The organism is Methylosinus sp. R-45379 (genome assembly GCF_001644125.1).
GTDB lineage: Bacteria > Pseudomonadota > Alphaproteobacteria > Rhizobiales > Beijerinckiaceae > Methylosinus.
Genome location: NZ_LUUM01000291.1, coordinates 63,559 through 81,382 on the forward strand (window position 1 = coordinate 63,559; position 17,824 = coordinate 81,382).

The window sequence follows — 17,824 nt, forward strand, 5'->3', positions numbered from 1 at the left end:
CGGCAGGTTCAACCCCCGTTCGAGCCGGCTCCGCCGCTCGAATGGGGGCGTTCGTTGCGCCGCAGCGAGAATAGCGGGCGCGGCGGCGCGCGTCATCTCGGGAGTATTTCCGAAGCCGGCGGAAAACGGCGGCGCACCTTCTCATCCGCGCCGGGGCCGGGGGCGATCAGCAGCTCCTGCGGCTCCAGCGCGGCGCCGCTCGAGCCGGTCACGCGCAGCGGGGCGATCTCCGCGCCGGTCGCCGGGTCCAGCAGGCGCAGCGGCGGTCCCGCCGCCGCCGCCCAGCGGTCGCCCCATTGCATCAGCGCCACCAGAACCGGGAACAGATCGCGACCCTTCTCGGTGAGGCGATAGTCGCGTGGATTGCCGCGTCCCGGCACGTCGATGCGCTCCATCACGCCGCAGGCGACCAGCTTGGACAGCCGATCGCTCAGCACATTCTTGGCGACGCCGAGATTGCGCTCGAACTCGCCGAATCGGCGCGCGCCGAAAAACGCCTCGCGGATGATCAGCAGCGTCCACCATTCGCCGACGATCTCCAGCGCGCGCGCCACTGAGCAGGTCTGGGAGGGGAATTGATTGTTTCTCATCGCTTCGCCGTTTATTTAGTATCTTGACGAAACTAAATATTGCCTCAGTTTCGAAAGGCCAGAGGAGATCGCCTCATGTCCGACGAAACGCAGACCCATGTCGCGGGAGCCTTGCCGCTGGAGCGCCTGCGATCGATGAGCGGATTGGAAGTCGTGAGAGCCATGGGCGAAGGTTCCTTGCCCGTGCCGCCGATCATGCTCCTTTTCGCCTTTCGTCCCGTCGAGATCGAGAGTGGGCGCGTCGTCTTCGCGGCGACGCCGGACGAGCGACATTATAATCCGCTCGGAACGGTTCATGGAGGCTATATCTCGGCGCTGCTCGATTCCACGATGAGCTGCGCCGTGCATACGACGCTGCCGCCGGGCCAGCTCTACACGACGCTCGAGCTGAAGGTGAATTTCACCCGCGCGGTCTCGGCCGACGCCGAGATCCGCGCCGAGGGAAAGGTGCTGCACCAAGGCCGCAGCATCGCCACGGCGGAGGCGCGGCTCTATGACGCGCGCGAGCGCCTGCTCGCCCATGCGACGACGACCTGCATGATCTTCGCCGTCGGCCGCTCGCCCAGCGGATGATGAGCGGGCAGGGGAGTGGCGCGGTCGCGCCTCTCCCGCCGCCGCTCTTTCAGAACTTGAACTTCACGCCGCCCTGTATCGCGCGCGGCTGGCCCGCATAGATCGAGCCGGTCGAATTTTGCGCGAGCACGAAGCCGGGATTTTGAAATCCCGAAGTGAGCGAGTTGGAGATCACCGTCGCCGATGCGACATAGGTCCGGTCGAACACATTGCGCACTTCGACGAAGGCGGTGATGTTCTTCAGAAAGCCGATCGAGACGTCGCGATCATAATGCAGATTGAGATTGACGAGGCCATAGCCCGGAATGGTGAGCTGATTGCCATTGTCGATAAAATAGGAGCTCTTCAGCACATATTCCAAATAGGCGCCGACGCCTTTGAAGTCGCCTTGCGGAATATCGTAGCCGATGCGCGTCGTCAGCTCATGCGGAGCGACGCCGGGGATTTTATAGCCGGCGCGGTTGAAGTAAGAGCTCGGCCCGCGCTGCTCGGTGAAGCTCGTGAAGATCTGATTATTGTAGGAGTAATTGGCGAGCAGCCGCCATCCGTCGAAAGGCCGCCAGTCGAGCAGGAACTCCGCGCCGCGATGGGCCGAGCCCGGCGCATTATAGGTGTAGTTCTTGAGGCCATTGCCCGGCGACTGCGTCAGCATCTCGTTCTGATACCATTCGTAGAAGCCGTTGAGCGTGACTTTGAGAGTCTCCGTCGGCGTCCAGTCGAAGCCGGCGTCGAAGCCCGAGTTGCGCTGCGATTTGAGGCCTGTGTTATTGCCGTCAAGCCCCTGCTGATTGACGAAGAGGAAGCCATATTGCGGCGTTCCATAGCCGCTCGAGGCGCGCGCGTAGAATTTCCACTCGCGATCGGGCCGCCAGGTCACCGAGGCTTCCGGCGCGAAATTCCAATAGGTGCGATTGGCCGGCACGGTAGTCAGCGCGCCAGAGGGATAGGAGACGGAAGAGGACAGCGCCGCGACCTTGCTCATCTCGGTCGCCAGGGCGATGACGCCCGTCACATCCGGCGCAAGCTCGAGCTCCTCGCGGAAACGGCCGCCGAGATTGGAATGCATGATCTCCTGCTTATTGGTGAGCAATGGCCCGAGATCGCCATTGCCCCAGCCGAGCAGATTTTGCGAGTAGGTGGTGAAGCGCGTGCGATTGTACCAGGCGGCGAAATTGCTCGTGAGCTGCTGGCCCTGCAGCGCGCCGTGATGGGTGAGATCGGTCGATATGTTGATCGAGGGCGCGTCGCCATAAGTGACCGGCGTGTCGATCGGCTGATAGAAATCCTTGTCGTCATAAATGAACTGCGTGCGCAGCACCGTCTGCGCGTCTATGTCGTGCTCCCAGCGCAGGCCCAGCATGTCGCGCCGGTCGTTGCGATGCCAGCCCGATTGCAGCGCGGAGACCTGCGCCGTCGCGCCATTGGTTCCGTTGAGGAAAACGGCCGTCTGTCCGCAGAGGCTGCGGCTGACCGCGGTGGAGGGCGTCGGCAGGCCGTAGCAGCCGCGTTGATAGGGATTGAAATAGAATTGGTTGAGCGACATGCGCGCCGGCACATTGCCATAGAGCTGATTATGGACCCATTTGAAGGTGAAGCGATCGGTCGGCGTCGCCTCGTAGCTCGCCTTCAGATTCACCGTCTGCGTGTTGAATTCCGTATGCGTCGTCGAGCCTTCGCCGCGTGCGTCGCTGGCGAAGAGGGCGATGTCGAAATTGCCGTATTTCTTGCCGATGGCGGTGTAATTGGTGAGATAGCCGAAGCTGCCGGCCTCATGGCCGGTCTCCACGCCGTCGATCTCCGCGCCGGTGCGGGTGCGGAAATTGATGGCGCCGCCATTGGCCCAATTGCCGAACAGAGCGGAGGAGGGGCCGCGATAGACGTCGACGCCGGCATAGGCGTGCGGATCGGTGGAATCGGTGCGCGAGAATCCGTCCGGCTGCGTCATGGTGAAGCCGTCCTCGAGCAGCACGATATTGCGCATGGCGCCGCCGATGCGCGCGCCTGAGCCGCGGATGGAGAGCGTCATGTCGCGCGGGCCATTGCCCTGCTTGAAGGAGACGCCGGGGCTGTATTCGACGAGATCGCCGATGGTGACGAGCGGCGAGGTCTTGAAATCCTCGCGCTTCACCGTGGTGAAAGTCTGGCCGGTCGGATCGCGATAGACGGGCAGCGCCTTTTTCTCGGGAGAAAATCCCGGCGCGGCGGCTTTTTGTCCCGCGTCGCGCGGGGCGCCCTCGCCAGCGACGTCGATGGAGGGCAGCGCCTCCTGCGCCATTGCGGAGGAAAGAGACGCGATGAGGAGCGCGCCGGCGGAAACGCCGCGCGAGAGAATGGTTCTGGTCATGACGATTTGTCTCCTGGCGCGGCGATGAGCGCGCGCGGGTCTAAAGGGCGGGGCGGCAAAGCCGCATCGGACCGATCAGGAGAAGAAAGGCGGCGCGCGCGAGAGCCAGGGCGTCGTCGGCAGAGCGACGCCGGCGCGATGAGACGTGTCGGAGCGCGCCGCGAAGGACGGCGCGTCGGGAGCGGGGAATTGCACGAATCCGAGCAGAATTGCGACGAAGCCTGTCGCGTCGCGCCGCGCCGTGATTTGCAGGCAGCAGCAGCTCGCGCCGGCGTGCGCCTCGCCGTGGTCGGAAGCGTGATGAGAGAGCTCGCAGATTTCCTGCGTCGCGGCGGTGAGCGACGCCTCGTCGGCATGCGCTGCGCGTTGGGCGACGCCCGGCGCGGCGCTCATCACGAGAGCGAGCAGCACGGCCAATAGGGCCGCGATGCGCCCGAGAATCGGGAGCCGTCGGTCGCTGAATCGCCGCCTTTGCTTCATCATTGCGGCATAATCGGCAGCGGCTCACGACTGTCAAGCCTTCGTCCGCCCCGCCAGCTTGTCAGGCGAAGGTCACGCGCGTGATCGCGGGCATGCGCTCGCGAAAAAAGGCAAGGCGCAAAAGCCCTCCGAACAGCAGCGCGCGCCATCCGCGATAGAATCGATAGTCGAAATGATCCACCGTCTCGATCGCCGCCCAGCTTCGCAATGTCGGCGCGATCTCGCTGCGGTCGACGCCCCAGGGCATGGGCGGGATGGTGAAATTCGGCGTGAGCTTGCGGCCCTTCAGCGTTTCTCTCGAGAGCCAGCGTGGCACATGGTCGAACAAGAGGCCGGCTTTCGGAAAGCGCTGCGCCATGTCGCGCAGCAGCGATGCGGTTTCCTCCGGCGGAAGATACATGAACAGCCCTTGCGCCGTGATGAAGACGGGGCGTCCTTGCGGAACCTCGTCGAACCAGCGGCGGTCGAGCGCGCTCAGCGCCACGTGGCGATGGCGCGCGTCGGGCTTTATGAAGCGCTCGCGTATGGCGATCGACTCCGGCAGATCGACGGTGATCCACAGCGCCTCGCCCGCATCGGCCACGCGGAATCTGTGGGTCTCCAAGCCTTCGCCGAGATTGACGATCACGCCATCGGGATGCGCCGCCAAAAAGGCGCGCAGCGCATTGTCGAAGACGACGGCGCGATTGGCGTGCGAGGGCTGCGCCTTGCCGAAGCTCGCCTCATAGTCATAGTCGAGCGCGCGATAAATTTCGACGAGCCGAGGATCATGCAGCAGTCCGTTTGGCCGCAACGCCTCGCCGGCGCGATTGTGCAGCGTCCACAACATGGTTTCCGGCACGCCGGTGAGATTGGGCGCGATCTTGTCCATGCGGCCTCCTCGCAAATAGTCTTGCGCTTTATGTTTCGCGCTCGATCGCGCGCCAGCCTATGTCGCGGCGACAAAATCCCTCGGGCCAGTCGATCGCGTCGACGCCGCGATAGGCGAGCGCCTGCGCCGCCCTCGCCGTGTCGCCGAGCGCCGTGACATTGAGCACGCGTCCGCCGGCGGCGACGAGCGCGTCGCTCTCGCGCCGCGTGCCCGCATGGGTGACGATGACGCCGTCGATCTCGCCGGCGCGCGCGAGGCCTTTTATCGCCGTGCCCGTCAGCGGCGTTCCTGGATAGCCTTTCGCCGCCAGCACCACGGTGAGCGCGGTCTGCTGCGAGAAGCGCAGCGGCTTCTCCGGCAGCGCGCCTATGGCGGCGGCGCGCATCAGCGCGAGCAGATCATCCTCGAGGCGCGGCAGCATCACTTGCGTCTCTGGATCGCCGAAGCGCACATTGAACTCGATGAGCTTCGGTCCATCCTTCGTCAGCATCAGCCCGACGAAAAGCACGCCTTGAAACGGCGCGCCCATCTCGCGCATCGCGCGCAGCGTCGGCGCGACGATCTCGCGCATCACGCGCGCCTCTATCTGCGGCGTGAAGGCGGGCGCCGGCGAATAGGCGCCCATTCCGCCCGTGTTCGGCCCCGTGTCGCCGTCGCCGACGCGCTTATGATCCTGCGCGGATGTGAAAGGCAGCGCTCGCTCTCCGTCGCAGATCACGAAGAAGGAGGCCTCCTCGCCTTCGAGCTTCTCCTCTATGACGACTTCCGCGCCCGATTTGCCGAAGGCGCCGGAGAACATGGCCGTGACCGCCGTCTCCGCCTCTTCGAGAGTCTCGGCGACGACGACGCCCTTGCCGGCGGCGAGGCCGTCGGCCTTCACCACGATCGGTGCGCCCTTCGCGCGCAAATAGGCGAGCGCTTTCTCCTCATCGTCGAAGCGCTGATAGTCCGCGGTGGGAATGGCGTTGGCGCGGCAGAGATCCTTGACGAATCCCTTCGAGCCTTCGAGCTGCGCCGCGGCCTTGGACGGGCCGAAAACGGCGACGCCCTTCGCGCGCAAGAAATCGGCGAGTCCTTCGACGAGCGGCTGCTCCGGCCCGACGACGACGAGCTCTATGCTCTTTTGCGCGCAGAAGGCCGCGACGGCGGCGTGATCCGAAACATCGAGAGGCGCGAGCTCCGCTATCTCTGCGAGGCCCGGATTGCCCGGCGCGGCGTAGAGTCGGGAGAGAAGCGCGCTTTTCGAGAACGCCCGGGCGATCGCATGCTCGCGGCCGCCGGAGCCGATGAGGAGAACATTCATCCTGTGATCCGGATAATTGACGTCGGCCCTTCAATAGGGCCTCGCGCCTCCGGACGGAAGAGGGCGGCGCATCGCGCCGCCTGCGCTCTGCGATATTATGCCTTTGCGAGATCTCTGCCGCGCGGGCCGGCGTGGCGGGCCTTCATCAGACGGCGGCGGCGCAGCAGCAGGATGAGCGCCCCTGCACGGGTCGCGGGGCTTCGGACGAGCGCGGGCGTCGCCTTGCGCTCCCATGCGCTTCGATAAATGCGCCAGGCCGCGGCATAGGCGACAGTGAGCGCAGAGCCGGCGATCGCCGCGCTGATGATCTGAAACATGCCTCGTCTCCTTTGCAAGCTCGGACGGCGGCACGATGCGTCTCCTCGCCGTAAGGAAGCCATTCGCGATTTGCGGGAGGCGCATAAGGGCTTCGTAAAGATCGGGCGTGAGCGCGAAATTTCGCCGTGTCCGCGCTTGCGTGCGCGCCGCGCCTCCCGCATTTTGTGAGGACGCAGCGTGCGAGAGAGCTTAAGGAAAATGGCGGAGACGGGAAGCGAATTCGAACGTCGGCCGGATCCGGACGCGTTGCTCGCGCTCGCCGATCGCGAGAAGCGCGGCAAGCTGCGCGTGTTTCTCGGCGCGGCGCCGGGCGTCGGCAAGACCTACGCAATGCTCGCCCGCGCTCGCGCGTTGAAGACCGATGGCGTCGATGTCGTCATCGGCCTCGTCGAGACGCATGGGCGCTGCGAGACCGAGGCTCTGACGGAAGGCCTCGAGATTCTGCCGCGCCGCAAGATCGAGTATCGCGGCCGCACGCTCGAGGAGTTCGACGTCGACGCCGCGCTCGCGCGTCATCCCGCGCTCATCGTCGTCGATGAGCTCGCGCACACCAATGCGCCGGACAGCCGCCACCCGAAGCGCTGGCAGGATGTCGAGGAACTGCTCGACACCGGCGTCGATGTGTGGACCGCGCTCAATATTCAGCATCTCGAGAGTCTCGCCGATGTCGTCTCGCGCATCGCCGGCGTCGCCGTGCGCGAGACGGTTCCAGATCGCGTGCTGCAGGACGCCGCCGATGTCGTACTCGTCGATGTGACGCCGGACGAGCTGCTGCAGCGTTTGAAAGAGGGCAAGGTCTATGTGCCCGACATGGCGCGCCGCGCCGTGCAGAATTTCTTCACGCCGCGCAATCTCACGGCGTTGCGAGAACTGGCGCTGCGTCGCACGGCCGAGCGCGTCGACGATCAGATGGTCGATTATCTGCGGCAGAGCGCGATCGAAGGGCCATGGGCGACGTCGGAGCGGCTGCTCGTCTGCGTCGGCTCCGATCGTCTGTCGGAATTCGTCGTGCGCGCCGGCGCGCGCCTCGCGACCGGGCTCAATGCGCCTTGGATCGCGCTGCATCTGGAGCGCGCGGGAGAAGAGGAGCAGGACGCCGATCGCGCGCGGCGCGTCGACGAAGCATTGCAGCTCGCCGAGCGTCTCGGCGGAACGGTCGAGCGCATCTCCGGTCATGATCTTGCCGGTGAGGCGCTGAGATTCGCGCGGCGCGAGAATATCACGCAGATCGTCGTCGGCCGCTCGCGCGCCGGGCTGCTGGCGCGGCTGTGGCGCAAATCTCTGACCGACGAGATCGTGCGGCGCTCGGACGATATCGCCGTGCAGGTCATCACCGAGAGCCGCGCGAAGGCCGAGGAGGAGCCGCGGCCGCGCAAGGCGCTTTCCGCCAATGGCGAGCTCTGGCGCGGCGTCGGCGCGACGCTCGCCTCCGTCGCTTGCGCCACGCTCATCGCATGGCCGCTCGACGTCTGGCTGCATCTTCCCAATCTCGGGATGATCTTTCTCGCCTCCGTCGTGTTCTGCGCGCTCGCCGCCGGCGTGTGGTCGGCGGTCGCGGCCTCCATTCTCTCCTTCTTCGCTTTCGATTTCTTTTTCGTCGATCCGCGCTATGAGCTCACCGTCTCGCAAGCGCATGAGTTTCTGTCGCTGCTCGTCTACACTTTCGTCGCCATAGTGACGGGCACGCTCGCCGGCCGCGTGCGCGAGCAATCGCGGGCCATGCGCGCGCGGGCGGAGGCGGCGCAATCGCTATTCGAATTCTCGCGCAAATTGTCGAGCGCGGCCTCGCTCGACGAGGTGATGTGGGCCGCCGCCATGCATGCGCAAAAGGCGCTCGACGCGAAGAGCGCGGTGCTTCTGGCGCCGGACGACGGCGAGCTGACGATCGCCGCCGCCTGGCCGCCGATCGACCAGCTGGACGCGAAGGAGGCGGGCGCCGCGCGCTGGGCCTTTGAGCGCGCCGAGCCGGCGGGACTGCGCAGCGGCACGCTGCCCAACATACGTTTCGCCTTTCGTCCGCTGGCGACGACGCGCGGCGTCGTGGCGGTGATCGGCCTCGAGCCGAAGAATGCGCAAGAGACGCCCTCGGCGCAGAATGAGCGAATGCTGACGGCGATTCTCGAGCAGACCGCCATCGCCGTCGATCGCGCGCTGCTCGTCGGCGAATCTGTGCGCGCCGCCGCGCTCGAGGAGAATGAGCGCCTGCGCACCACGCTGCTCGCCTCGCTCTCGCATGATCTGCGCACGCCGCTCGCCTCCATCACCGGCGCCGTCACCAGCCTGCGCCAGCTCGGCGATCGGCTCGCCGATACGGATCGGCTGGATCTGCTCGTGTCCATAGAGGAGGAGGCGGCGCGTCTGTCGCGCTTTGTCGTCAATCTGCTCGATATGTCGCGCATCGAATCGGGCGCGCTGGCGCCGCGCCGCGAGCTCGTCGATGTCGGCGACGCCGTGCGGGCCGCTATGGAGCGCAGCCGCAAGGAGTTTCCGCAGCTGAAGGTCTCGGCGAGCCTCGCGCCCGATCTGCCAGCGATTCGCGGCGACGCCGGCCTGCTGGCGCAGATCGTGTTCAACCTACTGGACAATGCGCATAAATACGGTGGCGGCCAGGCTTCGGTCTACGCCCGCCGCGACGGCTCCGAGCTGCTGCTCACCGTGACCGACGAAGGGCCGGGCGTGAAGCCGGCCGACCTCGACCGCATTTTCGAGAAATTCTACCGCGGCGGGCGCGTCGACGGCCGCAAGGCCGGCACCGGTCTCGGCCTCTCCATCTGCCGCGGCCTCGTCGAGGCGATGGGCGGCTCTATCGTCGCGCAGAGCCCGGCCATCCGCCGCAAGGGCACGCGAATCGTGCTGCGCTTTCCCATTCCGGAGCAGCCGCGCCGCGACGCTGTGGCGTGAACGCATCACTCGCCGAAATTTGAAAAAGCGCGAGCGTGACGGCCACGTTTTCGCCGTTCATTTACGTTTTCTGGCTTTCATCGACGCGCTCGGCGCGCGGCTGGCGGCGTGACTCGGGGACAGGCCGTCCGAGCGCCGCCCCGGAGGGTGATGGAGAGAGTCATGAGGGAGATTTCGGCACGAAAAATCGCGGGCGCTCTCGTCGCGCTCGGCCTCGGCGTCGCGCCGATCGTGACGGCCGCGCCGGCCGCTGCGGGCGATCCGGGCGCGGCCATCGCCGCGGGCATCGGCGGCTTCGCGCTGGGCGCGCTCGCCGGCGGCGCCGCGCGTCCGGTTCCGCCGCCCCCGCCTTATTATGGCGCGCCGGCCTATTATCCGGCGCCCGTCTATGAAGCGCCGCCGCCCTATCGCTGCTGGCGCGAGCGTCGCCCGGTGTTCGACGAATATGGCGACGTCGTCGGCTATCGACCCACCCGCGTCTGCGAGTGAGGCGAAAGGCGAGGCTTCGGCCTCGCCTTTTCGGTTTCTACGGTCCCTGCAACCATGACGACGTCGCCGCGTTACAGCCAATGAGAGGCGCGGCCGACGCTTCGGGGAGAATTCCTCGCTCCAGTCGGCCCTTCGCCGGGAGCGTCGAATCATGGGCCTATCGAAAAATTCGCGAATCCTTCTCGCCGTGACGGTCGCGGCCAGCTTCGGCGCGTCTGTCGCCGCCACGCCGTCGCTCGGCGCGCGTTTCGAGGCTCTGGCCGCGCCATCGTCAATTACGAAAGCGACGCTCGGCGACAGCGTGACGGCGCTGCGTCCCTTCGGCGATGGTCCGGCGATACTGATCGGTCGCGCCTATGGCGCCGATGACGAGGATTGCGTGCTCGCCGTCACCCGCGTCGAAGGCTCGGACGGTCAGGTCAGCGTCGCCCGCGGAATCGCCTGCCCGCAATAAGAGACGAACTTCATCGGACGACGAGGCGCCCCATTCCGCCATTGGGCTCGAGGCGCGGGCGGCGCGTGCGGAACTGCCCCTTCAGCACCAGAGCGTAGGCAATGGCGTTGAGGCCGGCGAGCGTCAGCCACCAGAGCTGCTCGGCCGCCGGGCCCAGCACGCAGATCGTCAGACCCGTCGCCAAGCCGCCGAGCAGGAACGGCGCGAGCACCGGCCGCGTCCGTCCGATGACATAAAAGGCGCGGGCGACGACGGCGGCGAGGCCGAGCGCGCCGAGAATGCCGAGATCGAACCAAACCTGAAACAGCAGGCTGCGCGGCGTGTCCGGGTAGAGATAATGGCCGGCGACGCCGAACACCGCCGCGCCGAAGCCATGGCCGATGAAGAGCCGTGGCCCATCATTGGCGATGATCCGGCCCCAGGTCTCGAGCGGGGCGGCGAAAGCCGGCAGACGCTCGGGCGCGACGAGATGCACGAGAATCGGCGCCAGCGGCGCCAGCAGGATCAGCGCCGCCGAGAGGATCGCCAGCAGCGAGCCGGCGCGGCGCGCCTTGCCGAAGGACAGCGCCAGCGCCAGCGCGCCGGCCATCAGCGCGGGCAGCGCATTGGGCGCGCGCGCCAGCAGGCAGGCGGCGACGCTGACGAGAGCGAAAAGGGCGGCCGACACCCAGCGTCCGCGCAGCGCCAGCGCGCCGAGCGCCGGCCAGATCGCCAGCGCCAGGCCGAGTCCGGCGCGTTGCAGAGCATTGCTGTCGAGATCGACCGGCTGATCGCCGCCGCTCGCCGAGAGCAGGGCGACGGCGGCGAGGGCAGCGGCTGCGGCGCCGGTGCCGATCGGCAGCAGATTGAGGTTGGACGTCTTGGTGCGCGCCGGCAGCAGCGCGCAGGCGGCGGCGACCAGCGCCAAGGTCGCGGCGCTCTTGGCGTAGCGCTCGGCCGGGCCGGCGCCGAAGGGCGTCCAGGCGAGCGACAATCCCGTCCAGCCGACGAAGAAGAAAGCGGCGAGGGCGGTCGGCGTCAGCGCCAGCACGGCGATCTCGCGCAAGCGTCGCGTCTCCGGCGTGAGGCTGGCCGAGAGCAGCAGCAGCGCGGCGCCGACGGGCAGCAGAATATAGATGGTCTGCCGCGTCAGGATCGGCGCCAGCTGCGAGATGATGAACAGCAGCATAATGCTGAGACGCGCCAAAAGGCGCGCCGCCTCGGCGGCTGGATCATCTATTGTGCGTCGCGAAACATTGGGCATGGCGGCGGCGTTCGGCGTGAGGCGCGCGCCCGAGGGCGGCGCGGAGAACTCTACTGTTTGTGCTCCGACGAATCCATGGATGCGCCGGCATTGCGCCGCGGCAATCTGTGTCGCGACGTCACTTTTTCGCTGGGTGTGTCTCTTTTGCCCACTCCTCGCGCACGGCTACGTCTTCTTCCTCAGCGAGAGCCTTCCCGGCGAGCGCGGAAAAATCTCCCGGCGGAAGCAGCCGCGCCAGCGCCCATACGGACGCGCCGCGCGCGAGCGGCGACGAATCGGAGAGCAGCGGCTCGACCGCGGCGGCGAGCTCGCGGTTCTTGGAATTGCCGATCGCTATGGCGACATTGCGCCGAAAGCGCGCATGGCCGAGCCGCTTGACCGGAGTTCCTGCGAAGAGCGCGCGAAAGCCGGCGTCGTCCAGCGCGGCGAGATCGGCGAGGGGAAGCTCGGAGAGCTCCTCGCGCAGGGCGAGCTTGGCGTCCCGCGTGGCGCGCGCGAATTTGTTCCAGGGGCAGACGGCGAGACAATCGTCGCAGCCGAAGATACGGTTGCCGATGGCCGCGCGGAACTCGCGCGGAATCTGGCCCTTGTGCTCTATGGTGAGGTAGGCGACGCAGCGCCGCGCGTCGAGCCGATAGGGCGCCGGAAAGGCCTTGGTCGGGCAGGCGTCGAGACAGGCGCGGCAGGAGCCGCAATGGTCCTCCTCCGGCGCATCCGGCTGAAGCGGAAGATCGGTGAAGATCGCGCCGAGCAGCAGCCAGGAGCCGAAGCGCCGCGAGACGAGATTGGTGTGCTTGCCCTGCCAGCCGAGCCCGGCAGCTTGCGCCAATGGCTTTTCCATCACCGGCGCCGTGTCGACGAAGACCTTGACCTCGCCGCCGCCGGCCTGCGCCAGCAGAAAGCCGGCGAGCTGCTTCAGCCTTCCCTTTATGACCTCGTGATAATCGCGTCGGCGCGCGTAGAGCGAGACGGCGCCGCGATCGGGCTTCGCCAGCGTCGCCAGCGGATCGCCGGAAGCGCCATAATCGACCCCGAGCATTATTACGGAGCGCGCCTGCGGCCACAGCGCCTTCGGCGCGGCGCGGCGGTCGGCGGTCTCCGCCATCCACTCCATATCGCCATGGGCGCCGGATTCGAGCCATTGCGCGAGATGCTCGCCGGCCTCGGCGGGAGCCTGCGCTGTCGTGATGGCGCAGAGATCGAAGCCGAACTCGGCAGCGCGGCGGCGCAGCGCCTGCTCGAGGCTCAGAAGTCCAGCTCGGCGTAGACCGGTCCCGGCGTCATGCCCGGCGTGCGATCGGCCAGCAGGGGACGGAAGGCCGGACGCGACTTGATCCGCTGATACCAGTGCTTGACCGTCTCGTCTTCGTCCCATGGCACGTCGCCCAGATAGTCGACGCAGGAGAGATGAGCCGCAGCGGCGAAATCCGCATAGGTGAGGGATTCGCCGGCCAGCCAGCGCCGCGCCTCGGTCAGATAGCCGATATAGCGGATATGGGGACGCAGATTGGCGCGCGCGACCCGCAGCAGATCCATGTCCGGCGCGCCGCCGCCGATCTCGGCCGCGAGAAAGCGCTTGTAGACTTTCTCGGTGACCAGATAATTCGTCACCTCTTCGAAGAATTTGACATTGAACCATTCGATCAGCCGGCGCGTCTCTATGCGCTCGTGCAGACCAGCCGGCATCAGCCGCAGGCCGCGGAAGTCCGGCGGCAGGCAATCCTCGAGATATTCGACGATGACGCTCGCGCCCGGAACCACGGTCCCGTCGTCGTCGACCAGCACTGGCGTCTTGCCGGCCGGATCGAGCGTCAGAAATTCCCGCCGCCGCTCGGCCGCCCGCTCCTCGACCAGCGTCGTCTCGATCCCGTATTCGGCGAGAATCAGCCGCACGAATCGGGAATGGGGGCAGAGCGGGTGATGATAGAGAGTGGGCATGGAGCCGTGATTTGACGGCGAAACGCCGGAAACTGCGCCTGGCCGCGCGAAAGCGGAGACGTTCGTATAAGTCGGAGCGCGCGGCGCGACAAGCGCGGAGATTGTGCTCGGCAGGCGTCGGGCTTCGCTCTAATTGTCTGAAAATAATACGCGTACTGCCGACCGGCGCGGGCGCCTGCGAAACCGGCCGCGAGCCGCCTTTTTTATGGGCTGCGTTAATGAATGGTTTCTGATTCGTGGCGGCTGCGCGGCGCGCGCGAGGGGCGGAGAATTCGAAACCCATGACCCCTCCCTCCACGCGGCCGGCCTATGGCTTCGGTTTAGCGGGAGAGTGGGGCGGCGTTCGTGCGCTGGCGCACATTCCGGCGCGGAAAGAAGCTCTACCGCGCGGCTTTCGACCGCTGCGGCCGTCAGATCGTCTTGCCCTCTCAGATCGTCTTGCCCTCGAAGCGGCAGAGATCGGCGATGATGCAGCGCTCGCATTCCGGCTTGCGCGCCTTGCACACGTAACGGCCGTGCAGGATCAGCCAGTGATGCGCATGCAGCTTGAAGCGCTCGGGCACGAGCTTCTCGAGGCCTGCCTCCACCTGCTCGACGGTCTTGCCCTTGGTGAGCGGCAACCGGTTGGAGACGCGGAAAATATGCGTGTCCACCGCGATCACCGGCACATGAAAGGCGATGTTGAGCACGACATTGGCGGTCTTGCGGCCGACGCCCGGCAGCGCCTGCAAAGCCTCGCGATCGCACGGCACCTCGCCGCCGTGCTTCTCGATGAGCTGCGCGCAGAGGGCGATGACATTCTTCGCCTTGGTCGGATAGAGGCCGATCGTCTTGATATAGCCGCGGAGCCCTTCGACGCCGAGCGCGAGCATTTTCTGCGGCGTGTCGGCGATCGCGAAAAGAGCGCGCGTCGCCTTGTTGACGCCGACGTCGGTGGCCTGGGCGGAGAGCACCACGGCGACGAGCAGAGTGAAGATATTCACATGCTCGAGCTCGCCTTTGGGATGCGGATCAGCCGCCTCGAGACGCGCGAAAATCTCATCGATGCGCGCAGCCTCGCGGCTGCGCGGCGATGCAGGGCGCCGCGCCTTGGCGAGCGAGCTCTTTTCGTTCGGCATAAAGGCGTTATAACTCGGCGTTCTGGAGAACGAAAGGCGGCGGCGTGACGGCGAGCGCTCCTTCTGCGGAAGCCATTTATCAGACGCGGCTGATCCCGCATCGCTCGATGACGCTGCGGCAGGCGCATGTGTTCATCCTGCTGTTCGGCGCGGGAACATGCGTGCTGTCGGTTCCCTTCTATATTCTCGGCGCCTGGCCGGTGGTCGGCTTCATGGGGCTCGATGTGCTGGCGCTCTATGTCGCGCTGCGCGTCAGCTTTCGTTCCGCCCGGGCGTTCGAGAGCCTCAGCCTTACCCCCTTCGAGCTCGTCATCGTGAAGAAGAGCGCCTATGGCCTGCGGCGGGAGCGGCGTTTCGACACTTACTGGCTGCGGCTCGAGACGGAGGAGGACGAGGAGTTCGGCATGCAGCGCGTGCTGCTCGTCTCGCGCGGCGAGCGCGTCGAGATCGGCGGCTTTCTCGCGCCGGAGCAGAAGGCCGCGCTCGCCGAGGAGCTTTCCCGCGCGTTGGCGACGGCCAAGCGCGGACCGGTCTATTCCTGACGCGTTTTCGGGTGGCGGTGCCCGGCCGCGCGCGCCATGATGCGCCGCATGACCCTGCGCTCCGACACGATCCCTCCTCTCGCCGAGACGCGGCCGCAGGAGGATTACGCCAAGGTCGCGGAGACGATCCGCTTCATCGGCGAGAATTGGCGCCGGCAGCCCTCGGTCGAGGAAATGGCGGGAGCGGCGAGCCTTTCCGAAGCGCATTTGCGCGCCTTGTTCCGGCGCTGGGCGGGACTCTCGCCCAAGGCCTTCCTCGAGGCGCTGACGCTGCGCCATGCGCGCGCGCTGCTCGGCGGCGAGACGAGCCTGCTCGACGCCTCACTCTCGCTCGGTCTTTCCGGCCCCTCGCGCCTGCATGATCTCTTCGTGACTCATGAGGCGCTGACGCCGGGCGAATATAAGCGCGGCGGCGAGGGGCTGGAGATGCGCTACGGCTTCCACCCTTCGCCTTTCGGCGAGGCGATTTTGGTCGCGACAGAGCGCGGCCTCGCCGGGCTCGGCTTCGTCGATGGCGCGCGCGCGGAGGCTTTCGACGATCTTCGCCGCCGCTGGCCGAAGGCGCGATTTTCGCTCGACGACGCGGCGACCGCAGATTTCGCGCGGCGCGCCTTCGATCCGGCGGAATGGCGGCCGGACCGGCCCTTGCGCCTCGTGCTGATCGGGTCGGAATTCGACGTTTCGGTCTGGGAGGCGCTGCTCGACATCGACATGGGCCGGGCGACGACTTACGGCGCGATCGCGCGGCGGCTCGGCAAGCCCGGCGCCGCGCGGGCGGTCGGCGCATCCGTCGGGCGCAATCCCGTTTCCTTCGTCGTCCCCTGCCATCGCGTGCTCGGGGCGAGCGGCGCGCTCACCGGCTATCATTGGGGGTTGACGCGCAAGCAGGCGATCATCGGCTGGGAGGCGGGGCGCCTCGGGCGCCGGCCGGCTGATGAGGCGTGAGGCGGAGGGAGGTCCCGGCGCTGGACGCGAAGGCCGAGCCGCGTCATATTGATGGCTCACCTTACGAGGATCAGAAATGAGCGCCGCAGTCGCCTTCGATACGCTGAAATTCGTGGAGAAACTCGAGGCCGCCGGCGTTCCGCATGCTCAGGCCAAGGCGACAGCGGAGGCTTTCGCCGAGGCGACGAGCCAGGAGCTGGCGACGAAAGCCGATCTGGCCGTCGTCGAGTCGAAGATCGAAAAAGCCGAGCTGCGCCTCGAGGCGAAGATCGAGGCCACGAAAGCCGAAATCATCAAATGGCTGTTCGGAACGATCGGCTTTCAGACGCTCGTCATTCTCGGCGCCGTGATCGCGCTCGCTCGGCTCGCGCATAGCTGACGTCCGCGCCTCACGGCCGGCGATGATCGATGCGCTCGAAATGCGCCTCGGCCTCTCTGGTCAGCCGCTCCTCGTGGATCTTCCAATAGCGCCACAGCAGAAAGGCGCCGAGAATCGCGCCGGCGAGGCCCAGCCAGCCAATCGGGCCGGCGATGCGATGTATGGCCGCGCCGAAAACATAGCCGCCGAGGCCGAAGACCAGCGCCCAGCAAATGCCGCCCGCGGCGTTGTAGAACAGGAATTTGAGCGGATCGAAGCGATTGGCGCCGGCGAGCACGGCGGCCAATATACGCAGAAGCGCGATGAAGCGGCCGAAGAAGACGATAGAGCCGCCCCAGCGCATAAACATATATTGCCCGAGGCGCAATTGCGGCGGCCCGACGCCGATATGCGAGCCATAGCGCATCAGCAGCTTCACGCCGAACTCGCGTCCGATCCAAAAGCCGATATTGTCGCCGAAGATTGCGCCGGCCGCCGCGGCCAGAATGACGAAGCGAATGTCCATATTGCCGGAGTGGCCGGCGTAAATGGCCGCGCCGACCAATGTCGTCTCGCCGGGGAGCGGTATGCCGGCGCTCTCCAGCGCGACGATGATGAATATGGCCCAATAGCCATAGGTCGTCAGAATGGAGACGATCTGCGCTTCGTCGATCAGTCCCGACATGCCCCGCCTTTGCCGATTCGACCGAGAGACGGTCGAGCGACGGCATTGTCGCCGCCGGGCGCGCCGCCGGCAAGAGAGGCCTCGGGCAAAAGAGGCCGCCGAAAGGCGCGAGCTCGTCTCAGCGCGCGGCGCGCCGCAGGGGAACGACGCCCTCGAAGGTGAGGCCGCCGTCGCGCCGCAGGAAAGGCAGTCCGAAGCCTTTCACGTCATCGGCGAATTGCGCGCCGCCTTCAAGCGCCTTCTCTACCACCCTGCGCAGCCCGCTGAGGATCGGCTGATCGCAGCCGGCCATCTCGTGCGCCAGCTGCGCGCGCTCCGCCTCATCGGCCCGCAGCGCGAAATCGCGCACCACGACGGAGACGAAACGACCCTCGCTGACGCCATTCTCCTGCGCGACGGCGCGGACTCTCTCGGCGAAAACGCCTCCGATGCAGAAAGTCGCCGCCTGCGCGACCTTGTCGTTCGAGCATGAATGGATGAGATCGGTGACGAGCATGACCTTTTCTCCGTCCTGCGAACGAAACTCTCCTGCGCCGATGGAATGCATCTTCGGAATTCCCATAGTCTTCTCGCGGCAGTCTTCTTGCGGCGTTGTTTGTCCGCTTCCGTCCGAAACGCCGCCCGAGCCTCCGCCGTCACGCAAAAGCCGGACCAGATTTTTCAAAAGCCCCC

19 protein-coding genes are annotated in these 17,824 nt (G+C 66.5%); 7 read left to right on the plus strand and 12 right to left on the minus strand.

From position 1 onward, the window contains the following. Positions 1–92: 92 nt before the first annotated feature. On the minus strand, positions 93–590 hold the full coding sequence (locus tag A1351_RS20710; protein WP_064033797.1) for a helix-turn-helix domain-containing protein: 498 nt from the start codon (positions 588–590) through the stop codon (positions 93–95). Positions 591–665: 75 nt separating this feature from the next. Between A1351_RS20710 and A1351_RS20715 the strand changes: the two genes are divergently transcribed. Next, positions 666–1,163, plus strand: a complete 498-nt coding sequence (locus tag A1351_RS20715) for a PaaI family thioesterase (protein WP_064033798.1) — start codon at positions 666–668, stop codon at positions 1,161–1,163. Positions 1,164–1,212: 49 nt separating this feature from the next. On the opposite strand, the gene A1351_RS20720 is transcribed toward A1351_RS20715, so the two are convergent. The 5 genes from A1351_RS20720 to A1351_RS20740 form a co-directional block, all read right to left on the minus strand. Next, positions 1,213–3,507, minus strand: a complete 2,295-nt coding sequence (locus tag A1351_RS20720; RefSeq protein ID WP_245291696.1) for a TonB-dependent receptor — start codon at positions 3,505–3,507, stop codon at positions 1,213–1,215. A gap of 75 nt (positions 3,508–3,582) precedes the next feature. Then, positions 3,583–3,990: a hypothetical protein gene (locus tag A1351_RS20725; RefSeq protein WP_024878592.1), complete on the minus strand. Its 408-nt coding sequence runs from the start codon at positions 3,988–3,990 to the stop codon at positions 3,583–3,585. Between the two features lie 58 nt (positions 3,991–4,048). Then, positions 4,049–4,858, minus strand: a complete 810-nt coding sequence (locus tag A1351_RS20730; RefSeq protein WP_024878593.1) for a class I SAM-dependent methyltransferase — start codon at positions 4,856–4,858, stop codon at positions 4,049–4,051. Positions 4,859–4,886: 28 nt separating this feature from the next. Next, complete coding sequence (gene purD / locus A1351_RS20735; RefSeq protein ID WP_024878594.1) at positions 4,887–6,161, minus strand: phosphoribosylamine--glycine ligase; 1,275 nt, start codon at positions 6,159–6,161, stop codon at positions 4,887–4,889. Positions 6,162–6,256: 95 nt separating this feature from the next. Continuing rightward, on the minus strand, positions 6,257–6,478 hold the full coding sequence (locus tag A1351_RS20740) for a hypothetical protein (protein WP_024878595.1): 222 nt from the start codon (positions 6,476–6,478) through the stop codon (positions 6,257–6,259). A 199-nt stretch (positions 6,479–6,677) separates the two neighbouring features. Between A1351_RS20740 and A1351_RS20745 the strand changes: the two genes are divergently transcribed. From A1351_RS20745 to A1351_RS20755, 3 genes are all read left to right on the plus strand, one after another. Beyond that, complete coding sequence (locus A1351_RS20745) at positions 6,678–9,380, plus strand: sensor histidine kinase KdpD (protein WP_064033800.1); 2,703 nt, start codon at positions 6,678–6,680, stop codon at positions 9,378–9,380. A 162-nt stretch (positions 9,381–9,542) separates the two neighbouring features. Continuing rightward, the gene (locus tag A1351_RS20750) at positions 9,543–9,869 is read left to right on the plus strand and encodes a hypothetical protein (protein ID WP_245275845.1); all 327 of its coding nucleotides are present in this window, start codon (positions 9,543–9,545) and stop codon (positions 9,867–9,869) included. A gap of 151 nt (positions 9,870–10,020) precedes the next feature. Beyond that, a complete protein-coding gene (locus A1351_RS20755) occupies positions 10,021–10,323 on the plus strand; it encodes a hypothetical protein (RefSeq protein WP_036291361.1) in 303 nt (100 codons plus the stop codon). 10 nt (positions 10,324–10,333) lie between these two features. Here A1351_RS20755 and A1351_RS20760 read toward each other — a convergent pair whose 3' ends face one another. The 4 genes from A1351_RS20760 to nth all read right to left on the minus strand — a co-directional run bounded on the left by A1351_RS20760 (position 10,334) and on the right by nth (position 14,622). After that, positions 10,334–11,566: a hypothetical protein gene (locus tag A1351_RS20760; protein WP_026600083.1), complete on the minus strand. Its 1,233-nt coding sequence runs from the start codon at positions 11,564–11,566 to the stop codon at positions 10,334–10,336. 118 nt (positions 11,567–11,684) lie between these two features. Beyond that, positions 11,685–12,914 (minus strand): tRNA epoxyqueuosine(34) reductase QueG, encoded by a 1,230-nt coding sequence (gene queG / locus A1351_RS20765; protein ID WP_245275865.1) that lies wholly within the window; start codon positions 12,912–12,914, stop codon positions 11,685–11,687. Continuing rightward, positions 12,812–13,504: a glutathione S-transferase family protein gene (locus tag A1351_RS20770; protein WP_024878601.1), complete on the minus strand. Its 693-nt coding sequence runs from the start codon at positions 13,502–13,504 to the stop codon at positions 12,812–12,814. Before A1351_RS20770 ends, queG begins: the two co-directional genes overlap by 103 nt. 428 nt (positions 13,505–13,932) lie before the next feature. Then, a complete protein-coding gene (gene nth, locus A1351_RS20775; RefSeq protein WP_026600085.1) occupies positions 13,933–14,622 on the minus strand; it encodes an endonuclease III in 690 nt (229 codons plus the stop codon). Positions 14,623–14,666: 44 nt separating this feature from the next. Here nth and A1351_RS20780 point away from each other — a divergent pair, with 44 nt between their 5' ends. The 3 genes from A1351_RS20780 to A1351_RS20790 all read left to right on the plus strand — a co-directional run bounded on the left by A1351_RS20780 (position 14,667) and on the right by A1351_RS20790 (position 16,488). Further along, positions 14,667–15,164: a DUF2244 domain-containing protein gene (locus A1351_RS20780; RefSeq protein WP_024878603.1), complete on the plus strand. Its 498-nt coding sequence runs from the start codon at positions 14,667–14,669 to the stop codon at positions 15,162–15,164. Between the two features lie 48 nt (positions 15,165–15,212). After that, positions 15,213–16,109, plus strand: coding sequence for a bifunctional helix-turn-helix domain-containing protein/methylated-DNA--[protein]-cysteine S-methyltransferase (locus A1351_RS20785; RefSeq protein WP_024878604.1), 897 nt, complete (start codon positions 15,213–15,215; stop codon positions 16,107–16,109). Positions 16,110–16,185: 76 nt separating this feature from the next. Continuing rightward, positions 16,186–16,488 carry a DUF1640 domain-containing protein gene (locus A1351_RS20790; RefSeq protein ID WP_024878605.1) on the plus strand — a complete coding sequence of 101 codons (303 nt, stop codon included), beginning with the start codon at positions 16,186–16,188 and terminating at the stop codon, positions 16,486–16,488. A 10-nt stretch (positions 16,489–16,498) separates the two neighbouring features. On the opposite strand, the gene A1351_RS20795 is transcribed toward A1351_RS20790, so the two are convergent. Beyond that, the gene (locus A1351_RS20795; RefSeq protein WP_024878606.1) at positions 16,499–17,152 is read right to left on the minus strand and encodes a DedA family protein; all 654 of its coding nucleotides are present in this window, start codon (positions 17,150–17,152) and stop codon (positions 16,499–16,501) included. A 118-nt stretch (positions 17,153–17,270) separates the two neighbouring features. Continuing rightward, positions 17,271–17,699 carry a hypothetical protein gene (locus tag A1351_RS20800; protein ID WP_245267218.1) on the minus strand — a complete coding sequence of 143 codons (429 nt, stop codon included), beginning with the start codon at positions 17,697–17,699 and terminating at the stop codon, positions 17,271–17,273. Positions 17,700–17,824 lie beyond the last annotated feature (125 nt).